This window comes from Methanoculleus thermophilus (assembly GCF_001571405.1).
Classification (GTDB): Archaea; Halobacteriota; Methanomicrobia; order Methanomicrobiales; family Methanoculleaceae; genus Methanoculleus; species Methanoculleus thermophilus.
The window spans coordinates 236,564-251,063 of sequence record NZ_BCNX01000007.1; the positions used below are offsets into that span (position 1 = coordinate 236,564).

Sequence of the window (14,500 nt, forward strand, 5' to 3'; positions counted from 1 at the left end):
ATACCGATGAACTCCAGGTGCAGCAAAGAAGCGGTCATCGAGGCCCTCAAGGAGAAGGGTCCTTTGCTTATCGCATACTCCGGAGGCGTCGACAGTTCGCTCCTCGCCGCACTGGCCGTCCGCGCGCTCGGGAAGGAGCGGGTCCGGTGCGTCCTCCTTGACTCGCCGCTCATCCCCCGGCGAGAGGTCGAGGCGGCGCGAAAGACCGCAGCCCGGCTGGACCTCCCCCTGGAGGTCGTGGCGTTCCCGATTCTTGAGGATGAGGCCTTCCGGGCGAATCGGCCCGACCGCTGCTACACCTGCAAGAAGGCATCGGCCCGCCTGCTCAAAGATCTGGCCCGGCGGGAAGGGATCGGCACGGTCGCGGACGGGACGAACCTCTCCGACCTCGGGACCTACCGGCCGGGGCTTGCCGCAGGCGACGAGGAGGGGATCTCGCACCCCCTCGCCGATGCGTGTGCGACGAAAGACGATGTCCGGAGAATCGCCCATGAGTGCGGACTATCGCTCTGGAGCAAACCATCGGCGGCCTGCCTTGCCACCCGCCTCCCCTATGGGACCGAGATCACAGAGGAGGCGCTCGCCCGGATCGAGGCGGCCGAGGATGCACTGCATGATCGGGGATTTTCCCAGGTGCGGGTCCGCCTTCACGGTGACGTCGCCCGGATCGAGGTGCCGCCCGAGGAGATGGAGCGGCTCTTTTCCATGCGGGATGATGTGACGGCGGCCCTCCGAAAGATCGGTTTTACCTACGTCGCCCTGGACCTTGCCGGGTACCGGAGTGGGAGTATGGATGAGGTCCTATGAGGATCGAAGACTGTAGAACGGACTTCCCCATCACACGGGACCTCATCTACTTAGACAGCGCCGCAACATCCCTCACCCCAAAGCCTGTGGTCCAGGCGATGGTCGAGTACGACCTTCGTTACCGCGCAAACGTGGGAAGAGGCGTCCACCGGCTCGCCAATGTCGCCACCCACCGCTACCGGGACGCCCACGACGCCATAAAGTCGTTCATTGGGGGCGAGGGCGGCACCCTTACGATCACCAGAAACACTACCGAGGCGATCGGAGCGGTCGCCGCCGGCCTCGACTGGAAGAAGGGCGACCGGGTGGTGACGACGCTCCTCGAGCACCACTCAAACCTCCTACCCTGGCTCCGGCTCCGAGAACGTGGAGTCGCGGTGGATATCGTTCGGCCGAATTCCGATGGCGGCCTCGAGATAGCCGATCTGGAGGCGGCCATCCGCGACGAGACCCGGCTCGTCGCCGTCACCCACGCCTCAAATGTCCTCGGCACCGTCCTCCCCGTCCGGGAGATCGCCGGGATCTGCCGCGACCGGGGCGCAAAGTTCCTCGTCGACGGAGCCCAGTCGACCCCGCACATCCCGGTCGACGTCGCCGCCATCGGGTGCGACTACTTCTGCTTCTCGGGCCATAAGATGCTTGGGCCCACCGGGACGGGCGGGCTCTGGATGCGCCGGCCGGATCTCGAACCGCTCCATGTCGGGGGCGGTTCGATCGAGAGCGCGTCGTCCGACGGCTACACCCTTGCTCCCGGTGAAGAGCGATACGAGGCGGGGACGCCGCCGGTCGCCGGCACCATCGGGCTTGCCCGGGCGGCGGCATATCTCCGGGAGATCGGGATGGACGCCGTCCGGCGGCACGAGGAGCGGCTCACCGCCCGGCTCATCGACGGGCTTGCGGCGCTCGACGGCGTTACGGTCGCGGGCCTGGATGCCGGGACCGATCGGATCGGCGTCGTCTCGTTCACGGTCGAGGGGATGCACCCGCACGAGGTGGCCCAGATCCTCGACGAGGCGTCCGCCGTTCTGGTCCGGTCGGGGCACCACTGCTGCCAGCCGCTGATGGAGCACCTCGGTCTCCCGGACGGGACGGTGCGGGCGAGCACCTACATCTACACCACAACAGAGGAGATTGATACGTTGATAGCCACCGTTGAAGAGATCTCCCGGAGGGCGATCTGATGCTCTACCGGGAACTGCCGATCGTCAAAGTCGACGACGAGTCGTTCGTCGCCGCGACTCACCCCGTCGTCGAGGAGATGCCTCTCTCCGTGACCGTCAACGGGCGCCACGCCCTCACCGCCATGACAAGCCCGGTGATGCTCCGGGAGTTCGTCGTGGGGTACCTCTACACGGAACGGATCGTCCGGGAACTCGATGAGATCGAGTCGATCCGGATCGAGGGGAATACCGCAAGTGTCCTCACAAAGAACCCGTTCTCGATCCTCACCTCGCACAAGACCGTCCTCTCCGGGTGCGGCGGGACCGCGTCGTTCCTCGACGCCGGGCGCCTTCCTGCGATCCGCTCCGATCTCACACTCGCGCCCGAGACGATCCGGGCGGCGACGAAAGAGACGCTCGATTCGGATCTCCACAGGATCACCGGCGGCATCCACCTCGTCGGGCTCTTCGACGGAGAGGGGAAGGCGATTCTGATCGCCGCGGATATCGGCCGGCACAACGCGCTCGATCGGGTCATCGGCCACGGGCTTCTTGCCGGGATCGATCTTTCGCGGACGTTTGCGGTCAGTTCCGGACGGATATCCTCCGAGATGGTCAGGAAGTGCCTGGTCGCAAACATCCCTGTGATCGTCTCGCGGGGGGCGACGACCACCACCGCCGTCGAGGCCGCAAAGGCCGGCGGGCTCACGATCGTCGGGTTCGTCCGGAGCAGAAAGATGAACATCTACACCGGGTGGGAGCGGGTCCGCGGCGCGTCACAGGCGGCCGCCGGCGAGTGAACGCCCCCGCTGCTGCCTTCTGCACCAGGGGGTCTTCGCGGTATTCGTCGACACCCCTTCCCCAAGTTCAGGAATCTCCCGTATGCTCTGTGCAGAAGAGTGATCATATCAGGTACAGTCGTTCACGGGTGTGCGGCGGAAGTTGCGTGAGAAGAACATCCTGGAGATGAAGGCAGCCGACATGCCCTCCGGGACATAATCCGGGAAAGAGGGCCGCATGGGCACCGTTCCCGGAGTTTGTGCGGCAATGATACTCTCCGCCAGGCAACGGAGTGCCGGTTCATGGCGGAGAGGGTGCAGAACGAGCGGGCGGGGTGCTGTGCTGTAACATGGGTTTTCCAATGCCCAGCCGGACGATACTGGCCCATCTCTCTTATTTTGTTCACATCCGTGAACTATACCCGGGTACGTGCCGGAAGAATTTATTTCGACAGAAATGGACAAAATTTGCCGCAATATGCGCGATGACGGGCAACATCCACGAATGAGCCGTACGGACGACTCGCCGGTCGGACTGGAGAGGAGAGAAAATTCACAATTGTGAATATATTTAAAACCTTACGAAACACACCCTTGCTCAAGACAGAGGATACGCTCATCAGGGACCCGTCTCCGGCATTCGGGCACCGGGTTGAGCGAGATCCCGGGAAGGAGAAAAAATGGACTTAAAAGATCTCAGGTCCGGTACCGAACTCCTGAAGAGAGGGTTTGCGTCGATGCAGAAAGGCGGCGTCATCATGGATGTCGTGAACGCCGAACAGGCACGAATTGCAGAGGAGGCGGGTGCCGTTGCGGTGATGGCGCTCGAACGCGTCCCTGCCGACATCCGGGCGGCAGGCGGCGTGGCCCGGATGGCCGATCCGGAGAAGATCGTGGAGATCATCGATGCGGTCTCGATCCCGGTGATGGGCAAGGTACGGATCGGCCATTTCGTCGAGGCGCAGGTACTCGAGGCGCTCGGCGTCGATATGATCGACGAGAGCGAGGTTCTCACGCCTGCCGACGAGGAGTACCACATCGAGAAGAAGCGGTTCTCTGTCCCGTTCGTCTGCGGAGCCCGAAACCTCGGCGAAGCCCTCCGACGGATCGATGAGGGAGCGGCGATGATCCGGACAAAGGGCGAGGCCGGCACCGGCAACGTCGTCGAGGCTGTCCGGCACATGCGTGCGATCATGGGCGAGATCCGGCTCCTGCAGGGGATGAGCGAGCAGGAGTTGATCAACCGTGCTCGCGAGATAGAAGCGCCGGCGGACCTGGTCATCGAGTGCGCAGAGCGCGGCCGGCTCCCGGTGGTGAACTTCTCGGCCGGCGGGATTGCAACGCCTGCCGACGCGGCGCTGATGATGCAGCTCGGCGCCGACGGGGTCTTTGTGGGCTCGGGCATCTTCAAGTCGTCCAACCCGGAACGGATGGCAAGAGCGATCGTGGAAGCGGTGAACCACTACGACGACCCGGCGGCAATCGCCGGCGCATCCCGTGGGCTCGGCGAGGCGATGCCGGGGCTTGACGTCCACCTCCTCAGCAAAAGCGAGACGCTCCGGTACCGCGGGCGCTGATACCGATACATACAGGCCCGGGATTACTGCTGCAAAACCCCGGCGGGATACGGACGAACCATCGTGAGGTTTGCAGCAGAAATCCCGGTGAATATCGCATAAACATATCGGGATCATACAGACCAGAGGCGGTGAGAGAGACGGCAATAAAATTTCAGTTGGCCCGGAAAGGCGATCTCCCGGTCATTGCAGAGATTTACAACTATTATAGCCATCACACGACCGCGACGTTTCACGACGGGGATATCACCCCGGCGGAGTTGAGCAAGGACTACCCGCCGGGCGATCAGGTCTATCGGGCGTACCTGATCCTGGACGGTGAAGAAATCCAGGGATATTGCGGGGTGCGCAGGTACAAAAATTTGCGGGCATATGACAGAACTGTGGAGATCTCGATCTACTTAAAGCCGGAGCATACCGGTAGGGGGATCGGGAAGATCGCTCTCTCTTTCCTTGAGGATCACGCGAGGAGGGCAGGGATACGTGTGATCCTGGGAACAGTCACGGGTGAGAACCATGCGAGCACCAGGCTATTTGAGGCGGCGGGTTATTCCCGATGCGCTCACCTCCGGAACGTCGGAGAGATAGCGGGGAAGGTCCTCGATGTCGTGATGTACCAGAAGGAGCTCTAGCGGGAGCAGCCGAAACGATGAGAGGGCGTTCCGCAACATTTGCCGCATTCAGGAAAATGTCCGAATATTCCCGTCAATGTTTGCTGAATCGCCTGAGCATAAATGGTTTCCCGCCCCATGGGTGGAGGTGATCCTGCGGGAGGAGAGAGGGAAGCAGCCATCCATGGGAAAGAGAGCGTCGGTACATCGACGGTCGCGCCGAATCATGCTGTCTCCCACATCTGCAGCATCATTGAGGTGTTCCGGCCCACCCTGATCGGCTCGGTCTACGTGCGTCCAGTACCATCAGTTCACAGATGCTTTGTGGGGGCGGAAGAACAGGCGAAGATAAGGCAGAAGGATATGCAGTCAGGAAACCCATTCTTCAGAAAGACGCCGAATTATCGGGTTCTGATCGATTCGGAAGGCATCGGCCACATCCGGATCATCAAGCGGGTGAACTTCAGGACGGTCCTCGCCATCTTCAGGGACCTGTACCTGGAGTTAAAGAAGAAGACAGCAAGACCGCATATCATCGTCTACGTCTCGCCCTCGCTCTCATCGGAGATGTCTGAAAACATGAGGGATTTCCTTGATTTTGCCGCCGCCTGCATGGAAGGCAGGTTCGAGTTGACGATCCTCGAATGATGCGCCGGTGTGGGTTTTTGACGTCTTCATCCCAATATCGGGCAGATACGGCGATTCATACGTGAGCTACTCCGCCTTTCAGGGCAGGGCTTCCTGCTGCATCAATAACAACCTATAGCCACAATCGCGCAATAACTGCACGGCGAGAATCGCTGACATCTCTTCCGAAGCATACAGCGCCCGGGCGATCCACGCACCGATATCGTCAATTTTTGACTTTTTTGTTGTTATATGGTATAAATTGCCCCTATCCCCAATCACATCACTACGATTGACCATCGAATCCATCGCAGGGACAATCGAAAAAGTTAACAATTGTGAACCACAACATGAGTATGGTGATTCCACTATGAGGGATCGTTTTTGTCAACGAAACTGACGTGAATGAGAAGAGACTGGCAAAGATCGGACACCTCCCGCCGTCGGCAAAACTCGTGTACAAGGTTCTCGAAACAGGCGGTCAGTTCACCCAGAAAGATCTGATCCGCGAGACCTCTCTGCCGGCGCGCACCGTGAGATACGCTCTGAACAGACTCAAAGAAGAAGGGATACTTATAGAGCGGCACTATTTCATCGACGCCCGCCAGAGCCTGTACGGACTGAACGTCCCGGAGCCGGAGGTGATAACCGCATGATGCGGCCGCCTATGCGTCTCGATATAACCCCTTAAACATCCTCCTCTGTCCCTCCGTGGACCGACCCTGACACCATTTTTCACGCGGGAGACCTCAACTCCGGGCTCTCTATTGCTGCACCGGTGCGTTCGACGATCGTCCACACTCGTCGACGGCGTTCCCAAAAAAAGGACGGAAATCTCCGTCACAGAGGCCCGACAAACGAACTGATGATCTCTTCAAACAGGGTCAAGGCTCCGTCGAACCCGGCGTAGGTCCGATTCAGGACGAGCCGGTTCAATGCAGGGAACGCGACGGTGATGGGGAGCGCGCCCCACTCCGCGAGAGCAATAGGGGCTTCGAGGGAACTTGCAAACAGGAACAGGAACGATCTTCCCAACAAGTTCTGCCGTATAAGATGCGCATCTGTCTCGAAGACCACCTCCGGTTTGAGAGGGGTTTCAAGGTCTTCTGTGAGCCACCTGACAATCTCGTCACGCACCTCCTCGGGCGGGTCGTCGGTGATCTGGACGATATCCGGCAGGTAGCCAAGCTCATTGATGAGGAAGCGCGAGATGCCGATCGCAGTCCCCGAATCCGCCGCAACCGCAAAGAACGGGTGCGGCCGGACAAGCATGTGGGCATCGCCTCCGTATTCGATGAACCGGTACACCCGCCGCTCTTCCCGCGCGATCACGCGCTCGACAACCTCTTCCGATATATCGAAGACCTTTGCCACCCTGCGCAGAAACTCCGCAGTCTGCTTCGGCCCCACGGGGACCGAAGGGAAGGTCAGGTACGGTGTGCCGAACTTCTCTTTCAGGAGTTTCGCCGTCCGGTGGCCGTTCCAGGTGGAGAGCACGATGTTGTACTCTGCAGCAGGAATGTCACGCAGCTGAGCCGCCCCGTCGAATTCCGCGAGGAAGACATTGGCCGTTATCCCGATCTCGGCGAGAAGGTTCTTAATGGTCCGCGCATCGCCTTTCCAGAAGACATGCTGGTATGGGACGATACCGAATACGTTCACCGTCTTTGGCCGGATCTTCTCCGCAGGTTTGAGAAGATCCTCTATCAACCCCTCGAAGAAGAGCTCATAGCCTTCGTATGAGTTTCTGGCAAACCCGGAGGACCGCACGAAGAAGATATCATTCTTCTCGCGGAACTCCTTGACGACAGAGTTTACGTCGTCCCCGATCAGCGACGGGACGCAGCCGTTTATGACCGCATAGAGTTCTCCGTCCATCAACTCAGTGCTCGCGCGGATCAGGTCCCGGAGCTTCTCCTCACCTCCGAATACCACGTGGTGCTCCACCAGGGAAGAGCAGGGGGTGCTGGTCCCCCCCTGCGGTCCGCCTGCGTTCTGTCCCCCGGCGTAGAGTTGCCCGAAGAGCTGCCCGATACCGCACCCGGCACCGGAGTGAAGGATGGGGACGACGCCGTAGATCCCGACCGCCGTGCCAAGAGCTCCTCCGAGGGCGCAGGAGAACCTGGGGGCCTCTATTGCAGAGGACTCCGGGACCTTCCCCGGGCCGTATGCCTCTTCTGCCTTAGAATCCGTCATATTATACCACCCTCTTCATGTAGTACAGCGGGTTGCTCTGCTTGAACCACCAGTCGCGGTAGCTGTCTTTCGTCTTCTCTTTGAGGGTCTTCTGGAACGACCTGCTCTTCAATGCCTGGAGCAGGAAGTTTCCGTAGGCCACCGCCCCCGTATAGCCGCTCTGGGCGCTCCAGGGATGCGGGTCGCCGCGCAGGGCGTGGATCCGGGTCGCACCCTTGATCCGCTTGTACGCTCCTCCCTGGAACGGGCAGGTGAGCGTCAGATCGGGGTCGAGCTTCGTCGTGATATGCGACTGCTCCGCCGCCTGGAACGTATTGACCAGCAGGTCGAAGTCGCCGACCCGGGAGACGACCTCCTCGAGTTCTTCGAGGATCAGGTTGTCGTAGTCCTGCGACATCGCCGCGGGCGACACCAGTCCGAGTTCGTCAAAGAAGGGCATCTGCGCCAGCAGCCGCCCCTGGCCGAGCGAGCCGAGAACGCTCACCTTGCTGCCCTTCTCTGCGGCGATCCTGTCGAACTCGGACCGTATGGCCTGCATCTTCGGCATCCAGATCCGGTGCTCCTCCTCGATGAGGGCCTCGACTTCGTCGGACTTGCCGGTGTACTTCCCGATCTGCCTGAGCCATTCGTCGGTGTTGGTGATGCCCATCGGCGAAGGGTACAGGAAGTAGGGTACGCCGTACTCCTGCTCGAGCCCGCGTGAGAGGTAGTCGGTGTAGGTGGGGCAGAGCGGTGCGGTCACGGCGGCCTCCGAGAGCTGCTGGAACTGCTCGACCGTTGCAAACTCCGGGATAAGGTTTGCACGGAGTCCGATCTTGCCGAGCAGGCGCTGGATCTCGAGGCGGTCCTGCCAGGTATACGAGAGCATACTCGCCACGTTCACGAGGTCCGTCTGCTTCTTCTCCGGCTTCTTCACCAGATACTTCAGCACCGCATGCCAGAAGGCGTCATAGCCGGTCTGCACGATCCTGGAGCGCACCCCCTCACAGTGGATGGGCACGAGCCGTGCGTCGATATGCGGCTGAACGTCGGCAACCGCCCCCTCGATATCCTCCCCGATGATGCCGGTGGTGCAGGAGGTAAGGATGAAGATGGCTTTGGGGTTATACCGCTCTTGAGCCTCGTATATTGCCTTCTTCAACTTATCCCCCGCTCCGTAGACGACGTCCTTCTCGCGCAGATTCGTGGTCATCCAGTGGAGGTCGTACTCGGCCGGTCTTCCCAGCTCGACGGGAACCCCCCGGAAGAGTTCCCGGTACCCGAGGGCCGAGGACGAGCACCCGACCGGCGCGTGGAAGATCGTCGCAGCATCCCGTATGGTGCCGACGCGGACGGAGAGGTAGAAGTTCAGCGAGCAGCCGGATGACTGTGCAAAACCACGCTCGTGGTTCTGCAGGCACCCCGACCGGGCCTTCTCGATGAGGTCGCTTGCCTTGCCGTAGAAGATGTTGATGCCGTTCGCCCTCTGTTCGCGGTTGGGGCAGGTCGCCTGGGAGAGGTCTATCCTCTTCTCGTAGAGAGCCGAATCGGCCTCATCTCGTGTTGCAAATACCATATCAATTTCCCCGATCTCAGGTGCATGCCGCTACGTGCTCGTCGAGGCTATCTCCCGTGACCCGGAACCCGACCGCGCGTCGTTCTTCTTCGTAAGGAGCCGATCTGACCACGACTCCGCCCACACTTTCAGTTCCGCTGCCTCGAGCGGCTTTGGCACGTACCTCTCCTCGTTCTTCAGCAGCGTTCTTGCGAGACTGCGATACACTTCTGCCTGCGTTGAGTCCGGATCGTACTCGATTGCGGTCTGGCCCAGAAGTTCGCTCCGGGTGATCGTATCGGACCGCGGGACGTACTCTGCAATGGTGGTGCCGGTCCGTGACGCGAAATCATCGATGATCTCCCGCTGTACCGGCAGCGTCACCGAGTTGGCGATGATGCCGGAGAAGAGCGCACCCCCGCTGCTGGCGTACTTCTGTATCCCCTTGAAGAGGTTGTTTGCAGCGTAGATGGCCATGAAGTCCGCAGACGTCACCGTGTAGACCTGCTCGGCGACGCCCTCGCGGATGGGGACGGAGAAACCGCCGCAGACCACGTCTCCAAGGACGTCGTAGAGGACGACGTCCGGCTTGTACTCCTCAAAGACCTTCTTCTGCCGGAGGAGCTCGATTGCAGCGATGATCCCGCGTCCGGCGCAGCCGACGCCCGGCTCCGGGCCCCCGGCCTCTATGCAGAGGACGCCGCCGAACCCTTCGTAGACGATATCATCCAGCTCGACCGGCTTTCCGCTCCTGATGGCATCGAGGACCGTCGGGATCGATCTCCCTCCACGGAGGTTGTTGGTCGAGTCGCTCTTTGGGTCGCATCCGATCTGGATGACGCGTTTTCCCATATCGGCAAGGGCTGCGCTGAGATTGGATGTCGTCGTCGATTTTCCGATTCCGCCTTTGCCATAGATGGCAACACTTCGGATCTTCGTCATGGAACCTCCTTGTGGAGTATACAGTTCTCCTCGGGAAGGGATAATATCCGGCAAACCGGCCAAATATACACGATTTTTCTGGAAAAAGAGTCATTTGCGGCAAATTATGCCGGACGGATCCAGGGTAGAGAAGCGGTACGGTGAAACGATCGGGAGGGCCGTAGCCGATCTGCCCGTCGAGGGGCTCTCCGTCACGGGTCGATGCTCTGTCCCGGCGGCGTCCGGGTTTTGGATGCAGGAGGTGATTCCAGGTCGACCGCCTTGATCGGGTTTTTGCAATGCGGACACCGGAAGTCGCACTCCCATCCCTCGTACGGGCAGATCGTCATGGAGAGATCGGCGAGCGGGTGGCCTTTCCCCCGGATCTCGAACTCCTTGTACCAGCCGAACGGCGCCCGCTTCACCTCGACGCCAACAGAGCGGAGTTCGTCTTCAAGGCTCTGCAGGATGGAGAGCGCACACTCCGGGGAGCCGAGGGTGTTCGTGAGGTGGGCATAGGGGTAGATCAAAACCCGGCTCACCTTCAACTTCGCGAGTCGATCGAGGATGTTTGCCTTCGCGCTTGCAACGACGTACGACGGGTTTTTCTCGTCGAGTTTCTCAACGCAACAGAAAAGAACCACACATTCATCCATCCTCTCTTCCCGGGGTTCAACGGCCTCCGCCATCTTCGTCCGCTTTGTGGGGCGGTACCACATAGTATCCGCATGGATGGAGAGTATTCTCATATGCCGGGTCTCCTCCCGGCGGGTTGAGACTCAAAAAAGGGGGAATGGGGTGGATGGGTGCTCCCCGGACCGCGACAACGCCCGGAGGCGACTGTAGCAGGGCAGGGCCCGCAGACCATCTACACGCCCTCCAGCGCCTGATCGAGGTCTTCGATGATGTCCTCGATATCCTCGGTGCCGATGGCGAGCCGGATGTAGTCGGGGGTGACCCCGGTCGCCTGCTGCTCCTCCGGAGCGAGCTGCTGGTGCGTGGTCGTCGCCGGGTGGATGACCAGGCTCTTTGAGTCCCCGATGTTTGCCAGGTGCGAGAAGAGCCTGAGTCGCTCGATGAATTTTTTCCCGGCAGCCTCTCCTCCTTTGACCCCGAACCCGACGATCGGGCCGTAGTTCCCGGAAAGGTACTTCGTTGCGAGGGCGTGGCTCCGGTGCTCGGGAAGGCCGGGGTAGTTCACCCAGGCGACCTTCGGGTGGTCCTTGAGGAACCGGGCGACCGCGAGAGCATTCTCGGAGTGGCGCTCGACCCGGAGGTGAAGCGTCTCGAGCCCGAGCAGGAAGAGCCAGGCGTTGAAGGGGGAGAGCGCCGCCCCGGTGTCCCGGAGGAGCTGGACGCGGATCTTGAAGGCCAGCGCGACGTTGCCGAGCCCCGGGAAGTTCCCGAACGCCTCCCAGAACCGGAGCCCGTGGTAACTCGGATCGGGCTCGGTGAACTCGGGGAACTTCCCGTTGTTCCAGGCAAAGTTCCCCGAATCGACGATGGTTCCGCCGATCGAGTTCCCGTGGCCGCCGATGTACTTCGTCGCCGAGTGGACGACGATATCCGCACCGTACTCGATCGGTCGGACGAGCCCAACCGCCGTCGTGTTGTCGACGACGAACGGCACCCCGGCCTCGTGGGCGATCGCCGCGATCGCCTCAAAGTCTGGAACGTCGAGTTTCGGGTTCCCGATCGACTCCGCGTAAACCGCCCGCGTTTTGTCGGTGATGGCCGCCGAAAACGCCTCCGGGTCGGCCGAATCGACGAAGATCACCTTGCGCCCGAGTTTCGGGAACGTGTAGTTGAAGAGCTCGTAGGTCCCGCCGTAGAGATTGTCGGCAGCGACGATCTCGTCGCCCGGCCGCGTGACCGCAAGGAGGGCGTAGGTTATCGCCGCCTGGCCGGAAGCGACCGCAACGGCCGCACGGCCCCCTTCGATAGCCGCGACGCGTTTCTCAAAGACGTCGGTCGTCGGGTTCATGAGCCGGGTGTAGATGTTCCCGAGTTCTTTGAGCGCGAAGAGGTTCGCGGCGTGGTTCGTGTCTTTGAAGACATACGACGAGGTCTGATAGATCGGTACCGCCCGCGACCCGGTCGTGGGGTCGGGCTCCTGTCCTGCATGGATTGCAGTTGTCCCTAAACGAAATGCTTTCTCTGCCATGGAAATCCCTCTTACGTGGTGATGGGGAGATCGTATTTTGCGGCGATCTCCTGGAAGGCCTCCGCGAGATAGCGGACCTGCTTCCAGGAGAGGCCATAGGTGTTGAGTTTCCAGGTGCGCGTTGCTCCTGCGAACTCTCCGACGATCCCGCGCTTTGAGAGTTCGTCGGAGAGGAAGAAGCCCCGTCGCTTGTGGGTCGCGGCGACCGCATCGAAACTCCCGGTGGTGTCGACCTTGGTGAGCGTATGCTTTCTCGGGTACTCGGAGAGGACCTTTGAGCCCTCGATGGCGAGGAGGGCGTCGATGAAGTAGTTTGACTTCTTCACCTCTTCGTCCCAGTGGTTGACCCGCTCCTTGACGGCGGGGAACGAGGCCATCATCGAGAGCAGGGTCCCCCCCATCAGGGTGCACCCGAGCATCTCCACCTCCTTGATCCCGAACTTCCGGTTGGTGACGTCGCCGACCATCGCGGTGGTGCGCAGCACTTTCGGTGCCCATTCATCGGTCGTCGCCAGCACTCCGGACGGCGCGACCGATGCCATACTCTTGTGTCCGGAGCCGACGACGAAGTCGGCCCCGATTGCCTTGCCGTCGACCGGCATGACGCCGACCGTGTAGGCACCGTTGTAGAGGAACGGGATGTCGTACTGGTGCGCGACCTTCGCGATCCCCCGGACGTCGTGCTGGTTTGCGAACTGGTAGTCGTAATGGTCGATCATCACGAGGGCCGGGGTTTTTCCGCTCTCCCGGACGACCTCCTCGATCTTCTCCGCCGTTGCATCCGCCGTGACGCGATTGCCGGCGTCAAGCGGCACCTCCTTCACGACGCCTCCCGCTTCTTCCACGGCCAGGAACTCCGTGTAATGGGCGAGGGCCGAGACGATGACGGGATCGCCCTTCGAGACGAGCGTGGAGGCGACTGCCTGGAACCCGCGTCGTGCGCCGGGGACGACCCGCGCCTGGTCCATGTTCACGAACTTCGCGAGGTCCTCGTGGAACGCCGCAATGGAGGGCTTCGTGATCTTATCGAGCCGGAAGGGCTTTCGGCAGGCGTCACAGGTGGAGTAGCCGTCGCCGTACGAGATCAGGGCCTTTCTCGCCTCCGGGGTGAGCCGGCCCGCCGCCTGGATCGGCTGGATATTGATGTATTCCTCTTCCCGCGAGCGGAGGGGAATGGTATCGGCGATCATCGTGGTGCGGGGAGTACCCCGGTCTTCTTCAAGCTCCGCGATGATGGACTTCAGATCCGCGATCTTAGCGCGGAACGCCTTCTCTTCCTCCTCGTCAAGGCCGGTCGGGAGCGAACCACGAAAGATCTCCCGCAGGTCCTCAAGGGCGAAGAGGGCTTCGAACGTCTTCTGGACTCTAATACTCATGGTATCCCTTAAAGCCCGGGATGAGACTTGAACTCATCTCCTCCGATCTGCAGTCGGACGCATAACCCCTCTGCCACCCGGGCGCCTGAGTTCACAATTGTGAACTCTGCATAGTAGATGCCACATGCAGATAGATATAGATTAACAAAGCGGCGAATTTTTCCGGGTTTCCCTCCGAACGGAAGGGTTTAACAGGTACGGGAGGGAAGCAGGGCCGACTCATCTGCGGCACATTCGGAATGGAGACGGGGTATGCGGCGTGGCCTGCAACACCCGGACAGGAGAGCAGAAGCAGGGAGAAAAGTGTGTTTCGCGATCGGCCCCGCCGGACCAGGGAGTCACGATACGGAAGAGAGACCCGGAGCGGAGGATCGCAGCGTCGCCGCGAAACGATACAACAGAAGAGAGCCAGGGCCCGGATTTGAACCGGGGTGTAGTTGATCTGCAGTCAACCGCGTAGCCACTCCGCCACCCTGGCAGGTCGGTTCACCTCTGAGTGACCTGTTTACTCTGTTGGATGTCAGCCTATAAATGTGCGGAGGTTTCGGCAATTTCTGCCGCATAATCTTGCCGCTTTCTCAACGATTATCGTATAGCCGGCCAAGATACATCGAGTTAACAATTGTGAACAGGCGATGACCATGCGTACACCAGCACCGGATTTCGGAGGGGTCTTCCCCGATAGGTGGAAGAACCAGGCGAGGTTCACCGTTGCGGAGCGCAGCGCCCGGGGCGCGAACGAGTACTG

The 14,500-nt window shown here is 60.9% G+C and carries 14 protein-coding genes and 2 tRNA genes; 7 read left to right on the forward strand and 9 right to left on the reverse strand.

Translation table 11 applies throughout. The annotated features are described in order from the left end of the window. Nucleotides 1–6: 6 nt before the first annotated feature. The 6 genes from larE to MCUTH_RS11960 all read left to right on the forward strand — a co-directional run bounded on the left by larE (nt 7) and on the right by MCUTH_RS11960 (nt 5,582). Nucleotides 7–807 (forward strand): ATP-dependent sacrificial sulfur transferase LarE, encoded by an 801-nt coding sequence (gene larE / locus MCUTH_RS07075; protein ID WP_066957507.1) that lies wholly within the window; start codon nt 7–9, stop codon nt 805–807. Then, complete coding sequence (locus MCUTH_RS07080) at nt 804–1,988, forward strand: aminotransferase class V-fold PLP-dependent enzyme (protein ID WP_066957509.1); 1,185 nt, start codon at nt 804–806, stop codon at nt 1,986–1,988. Before larE ends, MCUTH_RS07080 begins: the two co-directional genes overlap by 4 nt. Next, nucleotides 1,988–2,767, forward strand: a complete 780-nt coding sequence (gene fdhD / locus MCUTH_RS07085) for a formate dehydrogenase accessory sulfurtransferase FdhD (protein ID WP_066957511.1) — start codon at nt 1,988–1,990, stop codon at nt 2,765–2,767. Before MCUTH_RS07080 ends, fdhD begins: the two co-directional genes overlap by 1 nt. Before the next feature lie 659 nt (nt 2,768–3,426). Continuing rightward, nucleotides 3,427–4,323: a pyridoxal 5'-phosphate synthase lyase subunit PdxS gene (gene pdxS, locus MCUTH_RS07090; protein ID WP_066957513.1), complete on the forward strand. Its 897-nt coding sequence runs from the start codon at nt 3,427–3,429 to the stop codon at nt 4,321–4,323. 131 nt (nt 4,324–4,454) lie between these two features. Beyond that, on the forward strand, nt 4,455–4,955 hold the full coding sequence (locus tag MCUTH_RS07095) for a GNAT family N-acetyltransferase (RefSeq protein ID WP_066957515.1): 501 nt from the start codon (nt 4,455–4,457) through the stop codon (nt 4,953–4,955). Nucleotides 4,956–5,072: 117 nt separating this feature from the next. Continuing rightward, nucleotides 5,073–5,582: a hypothetical protein gene (locus tag MCUTH_RS11960; RefSeq protein WP_224732765.1), complete on the forward strand. Its 510-nt coding sequence runs from the start codon at nt 5,073–5,075 to the stop codon at nt 5,580–5,582. A gap of 78 nt (nt 5,583–5,660) precedes the next feature. Here MCUTH_RS11960 and MCUTH_RS07105 read toward each other — a convergent pair whose 3' ends face one another. After that, nucleotides 5,661–5,870, reverse strand: a complete 210-nt coding sequence (locus tag MCUTH_RS07105; protein WP_066957516.1) for a hypothetical protein — start codon at nt 5,868–5,870, stop codon at nt 5,661–5,663. Between the two features lie 92 nt (nt 5,871–5,962). Here MCUTH_RS07105 and MCUTH_RS07110 point away from each other — a divergent pair, with 92 nt between their 5' ends. Beyond that, on the forward strand, nt 5,963–6,217 hold the full coding sequence (locus MCUTH_RS07110; protein ID WP_066957518.1) for a winged helix-turn-helix transcriptional regulator: 255 nt from the start codon (nt 5,963–5,965) through the stop codon (nt 6,215–6,217). Nucleotides 6,218–6,401: 184 nt separating this feature from the next. On the opposite strand, the gene MCUTH_RS07115 is transcribed toward MCUTH_RS07110, so the two are convergent. The 8 genes from MCUTH_RS07115 to MCUTH_RS07150 form a co-directional block, all read right to left on the reverse strand. Beyond that, a complete protein-coding gene (locus tag MCUTH_RS07115) occupies nt 6,402–7,757 on the reverse strand; it encodes a nitrogenase component 1 (protein WP_066957520.1) in 1,356 nt (451 codons plus the stop codon). A 1-nt stretch (nt 7,758) separates the two neighbouring features. Further along, nucleotides 7,759–9,312, reverse strand: coding sequence for a nitrogenase component 1 (locus MCUTH_RS07120; RefSeq protein ID WP_066957522.1), 1,554 nt, complete (start codon nt 9,310–9,312; stop codon nt 7,759–7,761). A 30-nt stretch (nt 9,313–9,342) separates the two neighbouring features. Then, nucleotides 9,343–10,233 carry a nucleotide-binding protein gene (locus tag MCUTH_RS07125; protein WP_066957524.1) on the reverse strand — a complete coding sequence of 297 codons (891 nt, stop codon included), beginning with the start codon at nt 10,231–10,233 and terminating at the stop codon, nt 9,343–9,345. Nucleotides 10,234–10,424: 191 nt separating this feature from the next. After that, entirely contained in the window at nt 10,425–10,961 is a 537-nt protein-coding gene (locus MCUTH_RS07130) for a threonyl-tRNA synthetase editing domain-containing protein (RefSeq protein WP_066957526.1), read from the reverse strand. A gap of 119 nt (nt 10,962–11,080) precedes the next feature. Beyond that, nucleotides 11,081–12,376, reverse strand: a complete 1,296-nt coding sequence (locus MCUTH_RS07135; RefSeq protein ID WP_066957528.1) for an O-acetylhomoserine aminocarboxypropyltransferase/cysteine synthase family protein — start codon at nt 12,374–12,376, stop codon at nt 11,081–11,083. 11 nt (nt 12,377–12,387) lie between these two features. Further along, entirely contained in the window at nt 12,388–13,752 is a 1,365-nt protein-coding gene (pscS, locus tag MCUTH_RS07140) for an O-phospho-L-seryl-tRNA:Cys-tRNA synthase (RefSeq protein WP_066957529.1), read from the reverse strand. Nucleotides 13,753–13,764: 12 nt separating this feature from the next. Continuing rightward, nucleotides 13,765–13,835 (reverse strand) — tRNA-Cys (locus tag MCUTH_RS07145). 323 nt (nt 13,836–14,158) lie between these two features. Next, nucleotides 14,159–14,230 (reverse strand) — tRNA-Cys (locus MCUTH_RS07150). Between the last annotated feature and the right edge of the window lie 270 nt (nt 14,231–14,500).